We start from the raw sequence: 20,005 nt of genomic DNA, 5'->3' as shown, positions 1-20,005 counted from the left end.
AGCCGGCGGGCGGTGCCCGCCCTGCGTCGTTCGCCGAATCACAGCTTGAGATAGATGCCCCGCCGATCCATCGCCCACACCACCAGCCACCAGAACGCCAGGAAAACCACGGCGAATGCCAGCGACGGCACATACGGCCCGAAGCGCGGCGTCATCGAGTCCGCAAACACCGTGCGGTACCACGCGGCCTGGCCCAGGGCGGGCAGCACGATCTGCATGACCTCCGAGCCGGCATAGGCGGCGATGGCGTTGACGCCGAAGCGCCGCCCCAGCGGCGGCCAGCCACGGCGCTCGACCAGCCAGTGGAAGGCCAGCAGCGCCAGCACGGCCCAGCCGGCCGTCCACAGCGCGAACGAGGGCGTCCACAGGTTCTTGTTGAACGGCAGCACCAGCGACCACCCCGCACCGAGAGCCAGCGACAGCAGACCGCCCAGCCCCAGCGCCTTGAGCCGCCCGCGCCGCAACCAGCAGCCCGCGCGCAGGCCGAGCAAGGTGGTGGCCAGCGCCGGCAAGGTGCTGAGCAGGCCTTCCGGATCGTGCCCGCGACCGCTGAGCGGATCGATCGACCAGACGTAGTGGCCGAACACCGCGCTGTCGGTGCGGCTGGCGAGATTGGCCCACGGCGCCAGCGTGCCGCCGAGTTCGAGCAGCCCCCAGTAGCCGAGCAGCAGCAGGGCGATCGCGCACCATTGCGTGCGCGGCCGCGTGTGGATGGCGAACAGCGCCACCGCGGCAAAGCACACGCCGATCCGTTGCAGCACGCCGGGGATGCGCATGCCGCGATCCGGCAGCAGCCACGTCGCCAGCAGGTTGATGGCCAGGCCGAGCAGCACGATGCGCGCGGCCCGCCACATCGCCGCGCGGGTCAGCTCGGCGGCGGACGCACCCCGCTCCAGCCGCGGCAGGATCGCCAGCGCCACCGACACGCCGACCACGAACAGGAAGAACGGAAAGATCAGGTCGGTCGGCGTGCAGCCGTTCCACTGCGCATGCTCCAGCGGCCGGTACACGTGACCCCAGTCGCCCGGGTCGTTGACCAGCAGCATCGCGGCCACCGTGCAGCCGCGCAGCGCGTCGAGCGAGGCGAGGCGTGTGGACCGCGCGCTCATGCCACGCCGCCGCACCGTGCATGCGACGCGCTCATGGCGTGGCCTGCAGCGACACCTTCTCCAGCGCGTACAGCGCCCCGTCGATCGGCGCGGTGTAGATCAGGCACAGGCCGTGTTCGCCGCTTTGCGCAGGCAGCTTCGCGTCGAGCCTGAAACGCCGCGGGCTGTGCGCGGGATCGGGCAACGGCATCGACGCCAGCACCGGTCCGTCGCAGTGATCGGCATGCACCACCAGTTCGCCGAACGGCGTGGCGTGCGGGCGCGACACCACCAGCTTCTGCTCGTGCGCCAGCGCGAAGTTGCGCGGCAGGCGCACGGCGTCGACGTGGATCGCCGCGACGCCATCCATGCGCGTGGCGGGGAACAGCTGGCAGCTGTCGAACACGTTCACCGCATAGACCGGCTGGGTGCTGGGCGCATCGGGCGACGGCTGCACGCGCAGGCGGAAGTCGCTGCCGGGGCAGTTGGGCAAGGTGTTGCCCGCAAGGCTCAGCAACCCCGCGCGGCTGAGCACCCGTTCGCGCGGCGCAGCCAGCGCGCTGCCGTCGGCGGCGAAGCTGGCGGCGCGCACGGTCACCGGCAGGGTCACGTTGAACGGCGCCTCGTAGCGCGGCGAGACCGGGGTGGGCGCGCTGCCGTCGAGCGTGTAGCGGATCGCCCCGAACCCGGTCTGGCTGGCCAGCGTGACCGTGGCACGGCCGGTGGCCAGCGCCACGTTGCGATCGGTGGCGATCTCCACCGCGAAGGCGCCGTCGGCGTAGGAAATCTGCTGGGCGCGGTAACGCGCGAGCTGGCCGGGCAGGCGCGACAGGAAGTCGCTCCAGTCGCGGCGGGCGTCCGGCGACCAGGCGACTTCGGCCAGCGCATCCAGCCGCGGGAACGCCGCGTGCTCGACGTGGGCGAAACCGGGCATGTGCTCGGTCCAGAAATTGGCCTGGACGCCCAGCACGTGTTTCGCCTGGTGCGCGTCGAGCACGCCGGGAATGGCCTGGAAACCGTACACGTCCTGCAGCGATTCCACGCCGAGGCGGCCGGCGTACTCGTCGGCCAGCGCGCTCTGCACGTGGTCGAAATAGAGGTCCGGCGCGGGCGACATCACCACGTCGTGGCCCAGCAGCGCGGCCTTGATCGCGCCGTCGATGCCGCGCCAGGACATCACGGTGGCGTCGGCCGGCAGCTTGTCGCCTTCGAGGATCTCGTCCCAGCCGATCAGCTTGCGGCCGTGCTGCTGCAGGTACTGGCCGATGCGGCCGATGAACCAGCCCTGCAGGGTGTTCTCGTCGCGGATGCCGAGCGCGCGCATCTTCGCCTGCACCGCGGGCGACGCCTGCCACTGGTCCTTGATCGCCTCGTCGCCGCCGACGTGGATGTAGGTCGACGGGAACAGCGCCATCACCTCGTCGAGCACGTTGTCGATGAAGGCGAAGGTGGCATCGTCCACGTTGTACAGATACGGGTTCACGCCCCAGTCGACGGACACCGCGGGACGCTTGCCGGTGACGCCGAGCTGCGGATACGAGGCCACCGCGGCCTGCGCGTGGCCGGGCATGTCCAGCTCCGGCACGATGGTGATGTGGCGCGCGGCGGCATAGGCCACCACGTCGCGGATCTCGTCCTGGGTGTAGAAACCGCCGTAGCGCTGCGGCTCGCCATCCTTGCCGGCGTCCGGCGGCGTGCGCCACGCGCCGATCCTGGTCAGCTCGGGATAGCGCTCGATCTGGATGCGCCAGCCCTGGTCGTCGGTGAGATGCCAGTGCAGCACGTCGAGCTTGTGCTGGGCCATCTGGTCGAGCAGGGTTTTTACTTCGGCCACGCTCTGGAAATGCCGCACCGAATCGAGCATCACGCCGCGCCAGGCGAAGCGCGGCCAATCGCGGATGGACAGCGCCGGCACGACCACCGCGCCGCGCGCGGCATCGGGCGTGAGCAACTGGTACAGCGTGACCACGCCGTGGAACAGGCCGGCATCGTCGCGCGCGCTGACGCGGATGCCGTGGGTGTCGACATCGAGCGCATAGCCGCCGGCCTGCGCCACCGGCGCCTGCGGGTCGCGCCGCAGCACGATGGCGCGTTTCGCGCCGCCGCCAGGCTGCAGCGTCAGGCCGCGCGTGCGCGAGAGCAGGTCGATCAGGTAGTGCGCGGCCTGCGTGGTGGCCGGGTCATGGTCGGCCACCACGATGGCGGTGGCGGCGTCGACGCGGAAGCTGCCGTCGCCCGGCACGAGTTGCGCAGGCAGCGGGATCAGCGAGGGCGCTGCGGCCGTCGCGCTTGCCGGCGGCAGTGGCAGCAGCATGAGCAACGCAAGCAGGCAGTACAGGGTCGGCAGGCATCGACGGGTCATCCGCATTCTCCGGTGCGCGCTCGCATGGTGCCACGCAGGGCCACCATGCGACGCCAAAAAAAAGCGGGCCCGCCAACCAATGCCGGGGCCCGCACGGGGAGGGTGTCGGCGCGCCGTCCGTGGCGCGCCATGCCGCGGCGTTGCGTCAGAACTTGAAGCGGAGGTTCAGGTAGTACTGGCGACCGTTGATGTAGGTCGAACGCGGCTGGATGCCGTAACCGTCGCCCTTGACGTAGTAGCGCAGCTTCGGGCTGTTGAGGTTGAGGCCGTCCAGCGACACCGACATCCAGTCGTTGATGCTGTAGCCCAGCGACGCGGACAGGTAGCCGGTGCCCTGCATGTAGAAGAAACCGCCGCGGTCCGGGCCGGCGAAGTACGACGAGCGGTAGGTGTAGCTCACCCGCGCGTTGAACTTGTCGTTCTCGAAGAAGGCCGATGCGTTGGCGGTGTTCTTCGAGGTGCCCTGGAGGTCCTGCCCGTTGTCGGCGTTGCCGGTGGCGTAGGTGTAGTTGAGCGCCACGCCGAAGTTGTCGCCGATCGGCTGCTGGTAGTTCAACTCCACGCCGCGCACCTTGCCGTCGACGTTGCTGGGGATGTTCACCTGGTAGGCCGAGTAGACATCGTGCCCTGCCGCCGTGCTGGCCGGCATGTCCTTGTACAGGCGCGACTCGGAAGCGAAGGTGACGTAGTTCTGCAGCGACATCTGGTACACGCCGGCCGACAACAGGCCGCGCGGCGCGAAATACCACTCCAGGTCGGCGTCGAAGTTGGTCGAGATCAGCGGCTTCAGGTTCGGGTTGCCGCCGCTGCCGGTGTGGCCGGTGTCATCCAGCGACACCGTGCCGGCCAGTGCCGAGTAGTCCGGCCGGGTCAGCGTCTGCGACACCGCCACGCGCGCCAGCACGTCGTCGGTCAGGTTGAACTTCAGGTTGGCGCTGGGCAGGGCCTTGCTGTAGCTGGCGTTGTTGGTGTTCCAGTAGTAGCCGGCCGGGAAGAACGCCGAGCCGAGGATCGGGCCCTGCACTTCGGTCTCCTGCGGCGAGGTGCTGGTGTAGTTCACCGCCTGCTTGGTGTGCACGTAGCGCACGCCCACGTTGCCGCTCCAGCGGTCGCCGATGAAGTTGGCCTGCAGGTAGATCGCGCCGTCCTTCTCGTTCACCTTGTAGATGTCGTTCGGGTACAGCCGCTCCGGCCCGCGGTTGGCGTACTTCGAGTCGTAGGCGGCCAGGTCGGCCTGCGAGTAGTACCAGATGTTGGTCGGGAACGAGCCGCCCAGCGAGCTGCCGAAATCACCCGGGTAATGGCCGAAGCTGGCGGGGAAGTTGGCCGGGTTGCTCCAGTCGCCGCCGTTCGGGCCTTGCGCGAACGCATACGGGTTTTCGCGCGTGTGGTCGGCGTAGCGCACGCCGAACTGCAGCGAGGCCAGCGTGCTGTCGTCGAAATCCAGCTCGCCGTCGATCTTGCCCCAGTTCTCCTTGTCCTCGACGTTGATGCCGCCTTCGCCGAAGATCCAGTTGGCGCTGACGCCCGAGGCCGCCGGCGAGCTGTTGTCCGGCCCCAGCGACCAGTTGACCGGCTTGCCGGTGCCGCGGAAATCCCATGCGGCGCCGGTGCCCGGCGCGGTGTTCAGTTCCAGCACGTCCTGCTTCGGGCTGGAGCCTTCGCCCTTGGTGGTGCCGAGCTGGGCCGAGAAGCTCAGGCGGTCGGTCGCGCGCCAGTCGACGTCGGCGGTGAAGAAGCGGGTCGAGGCGGAGGCCTCGCGCGAGATCTGGTCGTAGATGCCGTAGTTCGTCGCGTCGTTGCTGGGCGAGAAGACGGCATTCGTCAACGTGTTGTTGGCCACGACGTAGCCGGGCTGGAGGTTGGTGGCGCCGTGCACGAAGTGGGTGGCCCACATCATGTAGTTGCGGTTGAAGTTGTTGGCCTTGAGCTTGCTGTAGAAGCCGTTCAGGTTGACCGTCACGTTGTCGGTCGGCTTGAACTGCACGTCCACCGACCCGCCGGTGCGCTTGCGCTTCTGGGTGAACAGCACGTTGCCGATCAGGCTGGGGAAGTAGACGCCGTTCAGATCCGGGTGCGCGGCGACGATGGCGTCGGTGCTCTTGAGCTGCTCCAGGCCGAGCACTTCCTGGCCGTTGCGCTGCAGGCTGCGCTCCTCGTAGAACGCCTGCGCCATCACGCCGAAGGTGCCGGCGTCGTTCTTCCAGTTGAACAGGCCGCTGAACTGCGGCTTGGTGGTGCCGGGCAGGTCGGAGTAGACGCCGCCGACGGACGCGTGCACGGTCACCGGCTTGTCGAACTGCAGCGGCTTGCGGGTGATGATGTTGACCGTGCCGGCCGCGCCGCCCTCGACCAGGCGCGCCTCGGAGGTCTTGTTCACCACCACCTCGCTGACGATTTCCGCCGGCAGCAGGCTGTAGCTGACGCTGCGGCCCACGGTGGCGGTCTGGTTGAGCACGAACCAGTCGCCGGTGCCGATGTTGTGGCCGTCGACCAGGGTCTGGGTCATGCTGGGCGCGGTGCCGCGCAGGCTGACGCGGTCGTTCTCGTCGAAGCCGCCTTCGCCCGCGCTGGAGGTGCCGACGCTGACGCCGGGCAGTCGCTGCAGCGTGTCGGCCACGTTCTTGGCCGGCAGCTTGCCGATGTCCTCGGCGGTGACCACCTCCACGTGCGCATCGGCGGCCTTCTTCAACGCCAGCGATTCGGCCTCGCTGTCGCGGATGCCGGTGACGGTTACCGTGGCCAGTTCCTTGACGTTGGTCTTCTTCGGCTGGTTGGCGTCGGCCGCGGCCGTGCTGTCCTGCGCAAACAACGCACCGGAGACGCACAGACCGGTGATGATGCTGGCGGCGAGCAATGTCTTGCGATGGTTCATGGTGTTCCTCCCCTCAAGAGGCTGGATCGAATCAGGACCGGCGTGGATGCGGTCGCGGACTGTGGGTGACGCGTGGTGGCGGTGGACAGCGGACAACGACGGTGGGCATGGCGCCGTGCTGCGGGATCGGGCTCATCTCAAACTCCTTGCCTGGGGTTGCGCCCTTCATCCAGAAACCAGCCTGCGGCGCCGATGACACCAAGCTGGCCGTGCTCAATCAGTCGAACCGGAACCTGTTGCAGCCAGGCGCGCATGACGCCCTTGTTCAAATAGCGCTCGGCAAACGTGCTCGCCAGCAGGAAATCGTGGATGCGCGGCAGGATGCCGCCGGCCAGGTAGATCGCGCGGGCGCCGTAGAGCAGGCCGAGATCACCGACGAAGCTGCCGAGCAGGCCGCAGAAAATCTCCAGCACTTCGCGGGCGACCGGGTCGCGGCCTTCCAGCGCCGCGGCGGTGACTTCGGCCGGCGTGCTCCAGCGCGGCGCGCGGCCGTGCAGTTCGGCCAGCGCGCGGTAGAGTTTGAGCAGGCCCGGCCCGGACAGCGCATCCTCGAACGAGACGTGGCTGCGCTCGCGACGCAGCAGGCGCAGGATCTCGATCTCGCGCTCGGTGCCCGGCGCCAGCGAGATCTGTCCCGCCTCGGTGGCCAGCACGCGGGCGCGCGGCGAGCCCGGCAACAGCACCGCCGAACCCAGCCCGGTGCCCGGACCCATCACCAGCACCGGCCCCGGCGGCGGTGCGGGCGCCTCGATGATGCAGCGGGTATCGGCCGCGTCGAGGAACTGGGTGGCATAGGCCACCGCCTCGAAGTCGTTGATGACGGCCAACTGCCGGATGCCCAGCGCGTCGCGGATCGCGCGGATCGACACCGGCCAGGCCAGGTTGCCGTTGACGATCGCGTCGTCCAGCACGTAACCGGCGCAGGCCACCGCGCATTCGCGGATGCCGGCGGCCGCGGCCGCATGCGGCGTATGCGCCAGTTGTGCGACGAAGTCGCGGAGCATCGCGGCGAGGTCGGGCCACTCGGCGCAGGCGTAGCGGCGGAAGTGCAGCACGCGGACCGGGCCGTGCGCATCGCCGCAGCCGCTGACCAGGCCGACCCGCGCATGCGTGCCGCCGACATCGGCAGCGAGGAACGGCTGCGCCGCCTCGCCGTCCGACGCCGCAGATACCCGCTCCGACGACGCCGCAGCGACCGGCACGGTGGTCGACGGCGACACGGCATGGCGCTGGTTGGCGACTTCCCCCACGGACGATCTCCCGAAACTCCGCTGCGATCCCGACGCGTGCGCCGGTCACTCGGCACGGCCGCACGCCGGCCTGATGGAGGGCGAGTCTGTGGTCAAGATGACAACGTTGTCAACTGTGATCGCCGTCCAATTTCGCGACGCGGCTGTGGCGTCGCAGCAAAGCTGTCATGGCAACCTGCGAGGTTGCTTCAAGTGTGCGCCTGGAGGCTTTGTGCAAGCCATATTCGTGGCCGCCTGGCGGCCCGGACCACCTGTTGCACTGCCGCATCAACACGGTCAGAACGGCGGCGGATGCGCTCGATCATCCGCCGCCGCGATGTCCCGTCGCCGGCGTCGATTGACAACGTTGCACTTTTTGCGGAATAAGGAGACATTCCTGTCAGCACGGCCAGCCGGCCGCAGCGACACGGCACCGGGGAGATCCACGACCATGAGCACCACACTGGCGGCCGCGCCGTCCCGGCAGCAGCAACTCGGGCCGATGCTGATCATCGGCCTGCTGTTTTTCATCTTCGGCTTCGTGACCTGGCTCAACGGTCCGCTGATCACCTTCGTCAAGCTGGCGTTCCAGGTCGAGGACGCCTATGCGTTCCTGGTGCCGTTCGCGTTCTACATTTCCTACCTGGTGTTCTCGCTGCCCGCCTCGATGATCCTGCGCCGCACCGGCATGAAGAAAGGCATGGCGCTGGGCCTGTTCGTGATGGCGGTCGGCGCCGTGCTGTTCGGCCAGTTCGTCAGCCTGCGCGTGTTCGCCGGCGCGCTGACCGGGCTGTTCGTGATCGGTGCCGGGCTGTCCTTGCTGCAGACCGCATCGAACCCGTACATCAGCATCCTTGGCCCGATCGACAGCGCCGCGCAGCGCATCGCGTTCATGGGCATCTGCAACAAGGTGGCCGGCGTGCTGGCGCCGTTCGTGTTCGGCGCGCTGGTGCTCAGCGGCATCGGCAGCTTCGGCGAGCAGGTTGCCGCGGCGCCCACCGCCGAGGCACGCGAGGCGCTGCTCAACGCCTTCGCCGGCAAGGTGCACACGCCGTACATGGTGATGGCCGGCCTGCTGGTGGTGCTGGCGATCTGGATCGCGCGTTCGTCGCTGCCGGAGATCACGCCGGAAGGCGCCAACAGCGAGCGCGCGATCGGCCACGGACACGGCAGCATCTTCAGCTTCCCGCACCTGTGGCTGGGCGTGCTGTGCCTGTTCCTCTACGTCGGCGTGGAGGTGATGGCCGGCGACGCGATCGGCACCTACGGCGCCGGCTTCCACCTGCCGCTGGACCGCACCAAGGTCTTCACCGCATTCACCCTGAGCGGCATGCTGGCCGGCTACCTGGTCGGCCTGGTGCTGATCCCGCGCTACATCTCGCAGCAGCGTTACCTCGCGGTATCGGCGGTGCTCGGCGTGCTGTTCTCGATCGGCGCCTACCTCACGAACGGCTACGTCTCGGTCGGCTTCGTCGCCGCGCTGGGCTTCGCCAACGCGATGATGTGGCCGGCGATCTTTCCGCTGGCGATCAAGGGCCTGGGCGACCTCACCGAGCGCGGTTCGGCGCTGCTGATCATGGCGATCGCCGGCGGCGCGGTGGTGCCGCAGCTGTTCGTGCACCTGAAGCAGCACATCGACTTCCAGCTCGCCTTCACCGTGCTGATGGTGCCGTGCTACCTGTACATCCTGTACTTCGGACTGGCCGGCCACCGCGTGGGCCAGCGGCGCGCGGCACCGTGATCGCGCCGTTCGCCAGTCCCGGGGCCATACGCTAGGATGCACACGCCGCCGCACACCGGCTGTGCGGCGGTGTCGGCACATGGCGCTGCCGGCGCCCCACTCACGATGCACGAGGTCCAGCGGTGCGCAGCGCCACCATCAAGGATGTCGCGGAACGGGCAGGCGTCTCGCTGAAGACGGTGTCGCGCGTCATCAACAACGAGCCCTCGGTGCATGCGCGCACGCGCGAGCGGGTGCAGCAGGCGATCGACGCGCTCGGCTACCAGCCCGATCCCACCGCGCGCAGCCTGCGCAGCACGCGTGCCTATGCGATCGGCCTGGTCTACGACAACCCGAACGCGCACTACATCATCAACCTGCAGCGCGGCGTGCTGTCGGTGTGCCGCTCCAGCGGCTTCGGCCTGCAGATCCATCCCTGCGATTCCTCCTCGCCGACGCTGGCCGAGGAGCTGTGCACGCTGGTGCGCCGCTCGCACCTGGCCGGGCTGGTGCTGGCGCCGCCGATGTCCGAGCAGCCCGCGCTGATCCAGGCGTTGAGCGACGCCGGGATTCCGTTCATCCGCATCATCTCCGCGCGCAAGGACCCGCAGGATGGCTACCCCTGCGTCTACGTGGACGACCGCGACGCGGCTTATGCGATCACCGAACACCTGATCCAGCTCGGCCACCAGCGCATCGGCTTCCTGTGGGGCGGGCGCGAGCACCGCTCCAGCCCGGAGCGCTACCAGGGCTACGAGGATGCGCTGAAGGATTACGGCATCGCGCTCGACCGCAAGCTGATCCTGCCCGGCGATTTCACCTTCGACGACGGTTTCCGCGGCGCGCGCAAGCTGCTGGCGCTGAAGGACCGGCCCACCGCGATCTTCGGCTCCAACGACGAGATCGCCGCCGGCGTGCTGGCCGCGGCGCACTCGGACGGCATCAACGTGCCGTACGAGCTCTCCATCGCCGGCTTCGAGGACAGCCCGTTCTCCAAGCAGTCCTGGCCGGCATTGACCACCGCCCGCCAGGCCACCGAGGAGATCGCCCGCCACGCCGCGCAACGCCTGATCGGCGACCTGCAGCGCGCCGCCCACGGCGAGCCGGCGCAAGGCACCAACGAGGGCTTCAGCCCGGAACTGGTCGTGCGCGGTTCCACCGCGCCGCGGCACACCACCTCACGGCGCTGAACAGCCGGCCATCGCCCCCCAGGGCGGGCGATTACTTCACGTTGTCGGTCTGCTCGATGAAGCGGGCGACGTTGTCGTGCAGCAGCTTCAGCGACGGCGCGTGCGCGTACACCATGTGGCCGGACGGATACCACGCGTAGCTGATGTTGGCTTCGAGGCTGGCCGGGATCGGCAGGTGGTGCATCTCGTAGTCGGCGGCGAAGTAGGGCGTGGCCAGATCGTAGTAGCCGCCGTTGAGGTAGACCTTGAGACCCGGATTGGTCTTCATCGCCATCGCCAGGTCCGGCATCACGTTGGTCGAGGACTGCAGCGCCTCGCCCTGGACGCCCGGCGCCTTGTGCGAAAAGTCCCAATGGTCGATGTCGGCAAACAGCCGGTACTGCCGGCCCTGGCCGAACTTCAGCTCGCGCCGCACGTAGTCGTTGAACGCGGACACGTAGGCCGAGCTGATCGCCGAGGATTGCGGGTCGTATTCGGAAGCCTTGCCCAGCGGATCGATCGTCGGGCCGGAGAAGCGCGTGTCGAGCCGGCCGGTGGTGGTGTCGTCGCCGGCCTGGAGCTCGTGCTCGAACATGCCGCCGCTGACGCGCAGGTTCGCCTTCAGCAGGTACGCCACCGGCAGCCCGGTGTACTGGTGCAGTTTCTCCGCCACCGCCTGCTTGCGCGCCTCGGGCAGCCGCGAGCCGGCCATCAGCGCCTGCGTGTACTCGCCCAGCGCGTACTGCTCCACCTCGCGCAGGAACGGCTCCAGCGCGGCCGGCTGCTGCGGCAACTTGTGGTGGTAGAACGCGGTGGCGGCGAAGGTCGGCAACGCCAGCTCATACGGCAGGTCGACGCCCGGATTGAACTCCGGCCCGTCGATGCTGGTGTCGAAATTGAGGATCTGCGAGAGCAGGATCACGCCGTTCAAGTCGACGCTGTCCTCGTTCTCCAGGATGTTGGCCAGCACCGCCGAGCGGGTGGTGCCGTAGCTTTCGCCGAACAGGTACTTCGGCGAGTTCCAGCGGTCGTACTTCGACAGGAAGCGGGTGATGAACTGGGCAAAGGCATGCGCGTCGCCGTCGACGCCGTAGATCGCCTTGCGCCGGTCCTTCATCTGCTCCTCGCGCTTGGCCTTGTCCTCGTCGTTCGCGATCAGCCGGCTGAAGCCGGCGCCGGGCGCATCGATGAACACCACGTCGGAGGCATCGAGCAGGCTGTAGTCGTTGTTGACCAGCTGGTACGGCGCCGCCGGCGTGTGCGTGTCGTCGCTGGTGACCACCCGCCTGGGCCCGAACGCGCCCATGTGCAGCCACACCGTGGCCGAGCCGGGACCGCCGTTGTAGATGAAGGTGACCGGCCGCTTGCCGGCATCGACGCCCTTCTTGAAATAGGCGACGTAGAACATGCTGACCTGCGGCTCGTCCTCCTTGTCGCCGCTGCCGTGCAGCACCAGCGTGCCGGCCACCGCCTTGTAGTCGACCCGCTTGCCCTCGACCGACACCGACCCCTCGCTGGTCGAGGACTGCGGCTGCACCAGCGCCGCGTCGGGCTTCGACTCGGGGGGCGCCTTGTCGTCCTTCTTGTCCGTGCCGGCAAAAGCCGTCGAGGTAAGCAGCAGCGCGGCAAGCACCGCGGCGAGGGGAAGTTTGCGCATGGGCTGGCATCCGGCAGGCGAAGCGCCGAGCTTAGGCTCCGCCCCGGCCGGCCTTCATCCGCCAGAAGTCATTGCGCAGGAACTTGCGTGGCTGCAAAAGCCGCGGCCACGGACTGGCCGAAGGCAGCGGAAAGCCCCGCGATCTATGCCAGAATGCCGCCGCGGAACGGGCAGGGACGACGCGCTTTCGCGACTCGGCGCACGCCCATGGTCCAGCGGGGATTCTGGCGAGAGATCAGGCGCCGCCACGTGTATCGCGTGGCGGCTGCGTATGCCATTGTCGGCTGGCTGCTGATCCAGGTGGCGACGCAGGTGCTGCCGGTGTTCCACCTGCCGGACTGGATCGATCAGGCGGTGGTATTGCTGATCCTGCTCGGCTTCCCGATCGCGCTGGTGCTGGCATGGGCATTCGATGCCACGCCCCGAGGTATCGTGCGCACGGACGGCACCATCGGCACCGATTCGATGGCGCCATCACCGGCGCGCCACGCCGGCGTCGCGGTCGGCCTGATCGGCGTGCTGGTCGCTGCCATCGCGGGACTTGGCTGGTGGCATTTCCAGCACGACGCCAGGCAGCCGATGCAGGGTGTCGCGACAGCATCCACGTCGACGGTTCGCGCCAACCCGCCGACGGCCGGGCCATCCGCGAGCGCATCACTCGCGCCAACACTGCCCGCCAAATCCATCGCGGTGCTGCCGTTCGTCAACATGAGCGGCGATCCGGAGAACGACTACTTCAGCGACGGCATCACCGAGGAAATCCTGGACGCGCTGGCGCAGTTGCCGCACCTGAAGGTCGCCGCGCGCACGTCCGCTTTTGCGTTCAAGGGCAAGGCCGAGGACTTGCGCAAGGTCGGCGACGTGCTGGACGTCGCCACCGTGCTGGAAGGCAGCGTGCAGAAGTCAGGCGACGAGGTGCGCATCACCGCGCAGCTGATCGACACGCGCAGCGGCTACCACCTGTGGTCGGAGAAATACGATCGCAAGTTGACCAGCATCTTTGCCGTCGAGGATGAAATCTCCAAGGCGATTGCCGACAAGCTGAAGGTGCAGTTGGCGGGCGGGAGCGGCCAGTCGCTGGTTCCGCAAAAAACCGGTGATCCGCGCGCACACGATGCCTATCTGCGCGGGCTCACCTTGCTGGCCGCACGTTCGGTGGGGGAAGCCGTTGATGCGTTCCGGCAGGCCGTGGCGATTGACCCGGATTACGCGCAAGCCTGGGCATCGCTGGCCGAAGCGCATGCGTTACTGCCGGCATACATGCCGGTGTCGATGCAGACCGCCGATGCCGATTCGCTGGCCGCCGCGCAACATGCGCTTGCGCTGAATCCCGATGTGGCGTTGGCGTATGTCGCGCAGGGCATCGTCTACACCAACCAGATGCATTGGGCCGAGGCCGATCGCGTGTTCCGTCGCGCGCTGGCGCTGGCGCCGGGTGACGCCGAGGCGATGGATCAATACGCGCAGTTCCTGTACGCAGCCGGGCAGCTCGTACCCGCCCTGGCCGAAATCGAGCGCGCGCTGCAGCGCGATCCGCTTTCCGGCGTCAGTGGCGCGGTGCGCGCGCAGCTCCTGTTCGCGTTGCATCGCAACGATGAGGCCTTGAAGCAGATCGAGGGCACCCTGGCCGCGCATCCCAATGGCGTGCTGGAACATCGCATCGCGGTGTGGGTGTATCTGTCCTCGCATCGTTACCCCGAAGCGGAACGGCAGATGCGCCTGTCGAACCCGCGTCATTCCGATGTCAGTGCGCTGTTGGTACGCGGCATCGCCGATCCGCATTTGCGTGCGAGCGCGGTCGAGTCCCTGGAGACTTCCCCTGCACTGGACAACCTTCGCCATGACGCCATCGTGCATGCCGTGTTCCTCGTCGCGCTTGGCCAGAATGAGCGCGCCCTGGCCATGCTCGACGAATTCGCGCTGAACGGCGACAGCACGACGCCGCAACTGTTGTGGTATCCGGCGTTCGATCCGATCCGCGACGATCCTCGTTTCAAGGCGATGCTCAGGAAGATCGACCTGCCCTACACCCCATGGAAATCCGCCACGCCATGAGCGCCCGGTCGTCGCTATTCGCCGAACTCAAGCGCCGCAACGTGTGGCGCGCGGCCATGCTCTACGCGGGCACGGTGTGGGCGTTCGGGCAGGGCCTGTCGCAGTTCAGCCCGGCGGTCGGATTGCCGGACTGGGCGACGCGCTGGTTCCTGATTGCGGCGGTCATCGGGTTCCCGTTCTGGATCGCGTTCGCGTGGTTCTATGAATTCACGCCTGAAGGCCTGAAGCGCGAGAGCGAGATCGCGGCGGGCGATTCCATCGCGCACGCCACTGGCCGCAAGCTGGACAAGTGGATCATCGGCGTGCTGCTGGTCGCGGTCGTGCTGCTGCTGACAAATACGTTTGTATGGCGCAAGGGCGCGGGATTGGGCGACGGTCCGGGGCCCATCGTTCCGGCAAAATCCATCGCCGTGCTGCCGTTCGAGGATTTGAGTCCCGCCCACGATCACGGCTATTTCTCCGCCGGCATGGCCGAGGAACTGTTGAATGCGCTGGCGCGCGTGCAGGATCTGCGCGTCGCCGGGCGCGCCTCCTCGTTCTATTACGGCGACCACAATGCCGACCTGCGCACGATCGGCAAGGCACTGGATGTGGCCAACGTGCTGGAAGGTTCGGTGCGCACGCAGGGCCAGGCGGTGCGGATCAGCGTGCAACTGATCCGCACCCGCGACGGTTTCGAGGCATGGTCGCAGAGTTACGACGGCAACCTGGACAACATCTTCGACCTGCAGGAGCGGATCGCCCGGGCGATCACCGAGCACCTGAAAGTAGTGCTGGGCGATGTCGGCAACACGCGGCTGGTGCCGGTGGCCACCCGCAGCGCGGACGCGTACGCGGATTTCATCACCGCGCAGGAACTGGTGAATCGCCGCGTGGGCGACAGCCTGCCGCGCGCGATTGTCTTGTTGCAGCAGGCGACGACACTCGATCCGGGCTTCGCGCGCGCCTGGTCCAAGCTCGCCGTGGCCAACGCGGTGCTGCCGCAATATGTGGCCGGTGACTGGAACGCGAGCTGGAAGACATCCGACGATGCCGCCCATCGTGCATTGGCGCTCGATCCGGGCGATGCGGAAGCCTATGCCGCGCTCAGCTACAACCAGTTTTCGCAGCGCCACTACACGGCCATGGTGGAACCGATGCAGCGGGCGCTGAAGCTGGCGCCGGAGAACTCCGCGGTCAACTACTGGGCCGCCAACGAGTTCGCCGCGATGGGCCGCACCCGCACCGCAGAGGCGCGCATCGATGCGGCGCTCGTCGACGATCCGGCCAATCCCCTGCTGCTGTTCTACAAGAGCATGCTGCGCTGGCGCGAAGGCGATCAGGCCGGCGCGCTGGCCTACGTCCATCGCGCCGGCGTGGCGGATTCGGCGTTCGGCGCGTTGATGCTGGAGTTCTACGATGCCGCGCACGGCGACGTGCAGGCTTCCGCGCGGGACTTCGCAAGCTCCACCAGCGAGATGGGCACGAAGATTTCCCGCGCGGATTTGCAGGAGATCTACCGCGGCACCTACGGCGCGCCAGGCCGCATTGCAGATCGTCGCCACGCACGCCGATGACAATTGGGCGCCAACCATGCTGTTGCAACTCGGCGCACCGGCGCGTTCATTCGATCTGTATGAGCACGGCCACAGCGGCCTGTCCGATGCCTACCTGAACTGGCTGTGGCAGCCGGAACCGTGGTCGCGGAAGGCGCGCCGCGATCCCGCCTTCCAGGGCTTTGCGCAACGCCTCGGCATGCTCGCGTACTGGAAGCAGTACGGCTGGCCGGACCTGTGCAAGCCCACGCCGGCCCCCGGTGCGCAGGCATTTGTTTGCTCATGAACCCGGCCGCCCGGCTTTGTGACCGATAGCGCCAGCTCACGCCGGCGCAGCGTGGAGTTTTTCAACCGGCAAGGGGAACGACATGCGAATCGAAGGCAGGAAGTGGACGACGCTCATCACCACGGCTCTTCTGTGTCAGGTGTTCCCCGTGCTCGCGACCCACGCTCCGGTCGGCGGGGAATCGCCAGACGCGGAGATTGGCGCGGCCGAGGCATGGGCGTTTCCGCGATTTCCGCCGCCGGACCCGCACGCGCCGAAGTCCGACCCGGCCAGAATCATTCACGTGGCGGGCAGCACGTGCAGTTACACGCAGGCGCAACTGGACGTCGAGCACTTCGTTCCCGACTGGTTCCCGCAGGACCATTCGGCCGCGCCACCGATCGTCACCGTCGATCGCCAGCCCGGCTGGCCATGGCCGTGCGCGGAATGCCACATGGTGAATGGCGCCGGCGTTCCCGCGACTGCGCAGATCATGGGTTTGCCGAAGGGCTACATCCTCGAACAGGTGGCCGCGTTCCGGCACGGCCAGCGCGGGGCGAGCGCACCGCGCACCACGCAGGACATGGCCGACGAGGCGCGCAGCCTCAGCGACGACGATCTGCAGCTCGCCGCCGGCTATTTTTCGCGGCTGAAGTTCGTGCCGCATACGCGCGTGGTCGAAAGCGCGAACGTGCCGAAGACCCACTGGATGGAATTCGTGCAGGTGCCGGATCGGGATGGCGCGCGCGAAGCGCTGGGCGAGCGCATCGTCGAGGTACCGGTGTCCTTCGATGACTACCGATACGGCAGCGGCCGCACCCGCTATGTCGCCTACGTGCCGCCCGGCAGCATCGCGCGTGGCGCGGCGATCGCGGCCAGCGGCAGCGGCGCGGCGCCAGCATGCGAGTCCTGCCACGGCGCCAGGCTGCAGGGCACCGACGCCGTCCCGCCGCTGGCCGGACGCTCGCCGACCTACATCGTGCGCGAGCTGCTGCTGTTCCGCGCTGGCCAGCGTTCGAATCCAGCCGCCGCGCCGATGCGGCTGGAAGCCTCGCAGCTGACCGTCGACGACATGATTGCCGTGGCGGCGTATGCGGGATCGCGCACGCCGTGAGGTTCACGCGGAACGGGGCGCGGATGGCGCCCCGGGTGCCCGCGCCGTTCGCCCGGCGCCCATGCCCTCACCCCGCCTGCCAGGCCGTGGCCAGTTCGACGGCAAGATCGCGGTAACGGCGCGGCGGATGCCCGAGCAGGCCAGTGAGGATTTCCGCCGCGCCAGGTTTGCCAAGCATGCCGTCGACATGGAACCGCGCCAGCATCAGGCGCAGGTCATGGGCTGCCCAGGACGGCATCAGGCCGGCCATGAAAGCCTCCCAGGCATCAAGGTCGTTGCCCGCAGGCGTCACCGGCCTGCCGAGCACGCCGGACCAGATCGTCGCCAGCGCATCGCCGGTCAGCACGTCCGGCCCGCTGATCTCGATCACCTCGCGCGGCAGCGGCGCCGCCGCTCGCGCGCGACGCAGCAGCGCGGCCACCGCGACCTCGGCGATGTCGCGCACGTCGACCATCGCCACGCCGACGTTGCCGATGGGCATGCCGTAGCGGCCCTGTTGCAACAGGCCGTCGCGAAGCATCGCGTCGTTCTGCATGAAGTAGGACGGGCGCAGCACGGTCGCCGGCAGGTCGAACTGCTCGATCATCCGCTCCACCGTGTACTTGCCGGTGAAATGCGGCACGTCGGTGTATCTGTCGCTGTTGAGCACCGACAGATACACGATGCGTTTGATGCCGGCCTCGCGCGCCAGGCTCAGCGTGCCGATGGCCTGGGTCACTTCATCGGCAACCACGGCGTTGAGCAGGAACAGCGTGTCGGCCTCCTTCAGTGCGGCACGCATGGAGGGAACGTCGGTCATGTCGCCCTTGACCGCGATGACGCCGTCGGGGAACGACGCCTGGTCCGGGTTGCGCGTCAGCGCATGGACGCTGGCGCCCTGCGCGGCCAGGCCGCGGACGACGAGGCTGCCGATCGTGCCGGTGCTGCCGGTGACGAGAATGTTCATGGGAATCTCCTTCAAGGTGGTGGACAGCGCCATCCTGATGTTTCACGAAGCGCCCCGATAGCCGCATAATCAGGACATCCCGTCTCGCTCATGGAACACCCGTGGATCTGCTCGCCCTGGCCGATTTCAACGACGTGGCGCGACACGGCGGCTTCGGCCGCGCCGCCCGGGCCACCGGCCGACCCAAGGCCACGCTGTCGCGGCGGGTACGCCAGCTGGAGGATGCGCTGGGCGTGCGCCTGTTCGAGCGCGGCGGCCACACGCTCCGGCTGACGCCGGAAGGACGCGAGCTGCAGGAACGGACGCAGTCCCTGCTGGAACACATCGACGAAGTGGGCGAGGCGTTGCGCGGGAGCATCGGCACGCCCCGCGGCCGCCTGCGCATCAGCGCGCCGGTGCTGTTCGGCCAGCGCGGCCTTGGCCGCATCGCCGCGGACTACGCGCTCGCCTACCCCCAGGTGCAGCTGGAAGTGGTCACCGAGGATCGCTTCGTCGATCCGGTGGATGACGATTTCGACCTGATCATCCGCGCCAATCCCGACCCCTCGACCGACCTGGCCGGCCGCTGCTTCCTGCGCGACGTGATGGTGGTCGTGGCCACGCCGTCACTGCCGCGGCCAGCGGGAAGAAGTGACGCCATGGTGCCCGCAATCACCTTGCCGCGCACGCCGCCCGATGCGACCTGGCAGCTCAGTCGCGCACGCAGCGTGCGCCGCATCGCCACGCATACGGTGCTGCGTCTGTCGTCGATGGCGATGATCCACGATGCGGTGCTCGCCGGCGTGGGCGCCGCCGCGATGCCGCGTTCGCTGGTGCAGGCCGACATCGACGCGGGCCGGCTGCTCGACTGGGGCGTGCTCGCCGGACGTCCGGTCGAAGTCTGGGCACTGTATCCCTCGCATCGCCACCTGAGCGCCCGCGTGGCCGCCTTCGTGAAACTGCTGCTTGACCGCTTCGAAAATGCCTCACCGGGTGCGTTCGCCCGACTCGCGAGCGCGAGGCGAAGCGGCGTCGATGATCCGGCCCGCCCGATGGCTGGCCGACAGGCAAAATCCACAGGCAGGCGACCCGTCAGCCGCGCGCCAGCACCCCGATCGCCACCGCCGCCAGCGCCACACCGGCCAGGTTGAGCCGGCTCAGCCGTTCGCGGAACAGCAGCAGGCCGACCAGCGCGCCCAGTGCCACCACGCCGATGTTCATGCTGGCGAAGACCAGCGCCGGGTGGTCGGGCAAGGCGCGGTGGCCGCGCAGGTAGAACAGGATGTTGCCGAAGTTGGCCAGTCCCAGCAGCAGGCCGGCCGCCGCGCTGCGGGCGGTGAAGCGGGTGGTGCCGCGTGCGCGCCGCCACAGCTGCATGGCGAAGGCGACCAGCAGGGCGAGCGCGAACATCGCCTGCAGCGAGGTACCCAGCGCCACGCCGGCGAGGGCCACGCGCTTGAACAGGATGTCGATCACGCCGAAGCCGGCGAACACCAGCAGCGGATACAGCCAGCCGGCCGCGCCGGGATCGGCCGGCGAGCGTTCGCTGCGCCAGACCATGCCCAGCAGGGCAAGCAGGCCCAGCGCGATGCCGCCGAGCTTGAACGCGGAGAGTTGCTCGCCGAACAGCACGAACGCGGCCAGCAGGGAAAGCAGCAGCGACAGCCGCTGCGCCGCGTCGCTGCGCACGATGCCGGCGTGGCGCACCGCCGCGGCCAGTGCCAGGAAGATCGTGGGCAGCAGGATGCCCAGCGCAACCAGTGCCAGCCACGGCACCTCGCCGCCGCGCAGGCTCGCCGGCGACGGCTGCAGCAGCAGCGCGGTGAGCGCGCTGGTGGCCACGTAGTTCCAGGCGATCGCCTGGCCCACGTCGATGCGCCAGCGCCGCGCCAGCTTCAGCAGCACCGACACCGCCACGCTGCACAACACGCTCAACAGCACGAAGAACATCCGACCCTCCCGCGACAAACAGCGCGCATTGTGCCGCAAGCGGCACGCGAGTCAGTCGCGC

General features: G+C 68.4%; 14 protein-coding genes. 7 read left to right on the top strand and 7 right to left on the bottom strand.

All coding sequences use genetic code 11. The features are described from left to right. Positions 1-38 precede the first annotated feature (38 nt). The 4 genes from ACFCQI_RS08005 to glk all read right to left on the bottom strand — a co-directional run bounded on the left by ACFCQI_RS08005 (position 39) and on the right by glk (position 7,575). Positions 39-1,109, bottom strand: coding sequence for an acyltransferase family protein (locus ACFCQI_RS08005; protein WP_395120911.1), 1,071 nt, complete (start codon positions 1,107-1,109; stop codon positions 39-41). Positions 1,110-1,140: 31 nt separating this feature from the next. Further along, entirely contained in the window at positions 1,141-3,450 is a 2,310-nt protein-coding gene (locus tag ACFCQI_RS08000; RefSeq protein WP_395120910.1) for a beta-N-acetylhexosaminidase, read from the bottom strand. 145 nt (positions 3,451-3,595) lie between these two features. Then, positions 3,596-6,325, bottom strand: a complete 2,730-nt coding sequence (locus tag ACFCQI_RS07995; RefSeq protein ID WP_395120909.1) for a TonB-dependent receptor — start codon at positions 6,323-6,325, stop codon at positions 3,596-3,598. A gap of 137 nt (positions 6,326-6,462) precedes the next feature. Then, complete coding sequence (glk, locus tag ACFCQI_RS07990) at positions 6,463-7,575, bottom strand: glucokinase (protein WP_395120908.1); 1,113 nt, start codon at positions 7,573-7,575, stop codon at positions 6,463-6,465. 430 nt (positions 7,576-8,005) lie between these two features. Here glk and ACFCQI_RS07985 point away from each other — a divergent pair, with 430 nt between their 5' ends. Both ACFCQI_RS07985 and ACFCQI_RS07980 read left to right on the top strand, forming a co-directional pair. Next, the gene (locus ACFCQI_RS07985) at positions 8,006-9,295 is read left to right on the top strand and encodes a sugar MFS transporter (protein ID WP_395120907.1); all 1,290 of its coding nucleotides are present in this window, start codon (positions 8,006-8,008) and stop codon (positions 9,293-9,295) included. 122 nt (positions 9,296-9,417) lie between these two features. Beyond that, a complete protein-coding gene (locus tag ACFCQI_RS07980) occupies positions 9,418-10,464 on the top strand; it encodes a LacI family DNA-binding transcriptional regulator (RefSeq protein ID WP_395120906.1) in 1,047 nt (348 codons plus the stop codon). Between the two features lie 31 nt (positions 10,465-10,495). Here ACFCQI_RS07980 and ACFCQI_RS07975 read toward each other — a convergent pair whose 3' ends face one another. Further along, the gene (locus tag ACFCQI_RS07975) at positions 10,496-12,100 is read right to left on the bottom strand and encodes a S10 family peptidase (protein WP_395120905.1); all 1,605 of its coding nucleotides are present in this window, start codon (positions 12,098-12,100) and stop codon (positions 10,496-10,498) included. A 207-nt stretch (positions 12,101-12,307) separates the two neighbouring features. Between ACFCQI_RS07975 and ACFCQI_RS07970 the strand changes: the two genes are divergently transcribed. The 4 genes from ACFCQI_RS07970 to ACFCQI_RS07955 all read left to right on the top strand — a co-directional run bounded on the left by ACFCQI_RS07970 (position 12,308) and on the right by ACFCQI_RS07955 (position 17,069). After that, positions 12,308-14,155, top strand: a complete 1,848-nt coding sequence (locus tag ACFCQI_RS07970; protein WP_395120904.1) for a hypothetical protein — start codon at positions 12,308-12,310, stop codon at positions 14,153-14,155. Further along, positions 14,152-15,711, top strand: coding sequence for a hypothetical protein (locus tag ACFCQI_RS07965; protein WP_395120903.1), 1,560 nt, complete (start codon positions 14,152-14,154; stop codon positions 15,709-15,711). The genes ACFCQI_RS07970 and ACFCQI_RS07965 overlap by 4 nt, the downstream gene beginning before the upstream one ends. After that, a complete protein-coding gene (locus tag ACFCQI_RS07960; protein WP_395120902.1) occupies positions 15,683-15,976 on the top strand; it encodes a hypothetical protein in 294 nt (97 codons plus the stop codon). Before ACFCQI_RS07965 ends, ACFCQI_RS07960 begins: the two co-directional genes overlap by 29 nt. A 148-nt stretch (positions 15,977-16,124) precedes the next feature. Then, complete coding sequence (locus tag ACFCQI_RS07955) at positions 16,125-17,069, top strand: c-type cytochrome (RefSeq protein ID WP_395120901.1); 945 nt, start codon at positions 16,125-16,127, stop codon at positions 17,067-17,069. A 67-nt stretch (positions 17,070-17,136) separates the two neighbouring features. On the opposite strand, the gene ACFCQI_RS07950 is transcribed toward ACFCQI_RS07955, so the two are convergent. Next, positions 17,137-18,015 carry an NmrA family NAD(P)-binding protein gene (locus ACFCQI_RS07950; protein WP_395120900.1) on the bottom strand — a complete coding sequence of 293 codons (879 nt, stop codon included), beginning with the start codon at positions 18,013-18,015 and terminating at the stop codon, positions 17,137-17,139. Between the two features lie 101 nt (positions 18,016-18,116). Between ACFCQI_RS07950 and ACFCQI_RS07945 the strand changes: the two genes are divergently transcribed. Then, positions 18,117-19,145 carry a LysR family transcriptional regulator gene (locus ACFCQI_RS07945; protein WP_395120899.1) on the top strand — a complete coding sequence of 343 codons (1,029 nt, stop codon included), beginning with the start codon at positions 18,117-18,119 and terminating at the stop codon, positions 19,143-19,145. On the opposite strand, the gene ACFCQI_RS07940 is transcribed toward ACFCQI_RS07945, so the two are convergent. Then, positions 19,087-19,944 carry an EamA/RhaT family transporter gene (locus tag ACFCQI_RS07940; protein WP_395120898.1) on the bottom strand — a complete coding sequence of 286 codons (858 nt, stop codon included), beginning with the start codon at positions 19,942-19,944 and terminating at the stop codon, positions 19,087-19,089. The genes ACFCQI_RS07945 and ACFCQI_RS07940 overlap by 59 nt on opposite strands. Between the last annotated feature and the right edge of the window lie 61 nt (positions 19,945-20,005).

The organism is Rhodanobacter sp. FW102-FHT14D06, from assembly GCF_043950705.1.
Classification (GTDB): Bacteria; Pseudomonadota; Gammaproteobacteria; order Xanthomonadales; family Rhodanobacteraceae; genus Rhodanobacter.
Note: the sequence above shows the minus strand (reverse complement) of the source record. Positions and strands in the feature narration are given on the sequence as shown.

Bases quoted from the DNA above. Each gene is read 5' to 3' on its own strand.
- ACFCQI_RS08005 (WP_395120911.1), bottom strand. From the start codon at position 1,109: ATGAGCGCGCGGTCCACACGCCTCGCCTCGCTCGACGCGCTGCGCGGC.
- ACFCQI_RS08000 (WP_395120910.1), bottom strand. From the start codon at position 3,450: ATGACCCGTCGATGCCTGCCGACCCTGTACTGCCTGCTTGCGTTGCTC.
- ACFCQI_RS07995 (WP_395120909.1), bottom strand. From the start codon at position 6,325: ATGAACCATCGCAAGACATTGCTCGCCGCCAGCATCATCACCGGTCTG.
- ACFCQI_RS07985 (WP_395120907.1), top strand. From the start codon at position 8,006: ATGAGCACCACACTGGCGGCCGCGCCGTCCCGGCAGCAGCAACTCGGG.
- ACFCQI_RS07975 (WP_395120905.1), bottom strand. From the start codon at position 12,100: ATGCGCAAACTTCCCCTCGCCGCGGTGCTTGCCGCGCTGCTGCTTACC.
- ACFCQI_RS07970 (WP_395120904.1), top strand. From the start codon at position 12,308: ATGGTCCAGCGGGGATTCTGGCGAGAGATCAGGCGCCGCCACGTGTAT.
- ACFCQI_RS07965 (WP_395120903.1), top strand. From the start codon at position 14,152: ATGAGCGCCCGGTCGTCGCTATTCGCCGAACTCAAGCGCCGCAACGTG.
- ACFCQI_RS07950 (WP_395120900.1), bottom strand. From the start codon at position 18,015: ATGAACATTCTCGTCACCGGCAGCACCGGCACGATCGGCAGCCTCGTC.
- ACFCQI_RS07940 (WP_395120898.1), bottom strand. From the start codon at position 19,944: ATGTTCTTCGTGCTGTTGAGCGTGTTGTGCAGCGTGGCGGTGTCGGTG.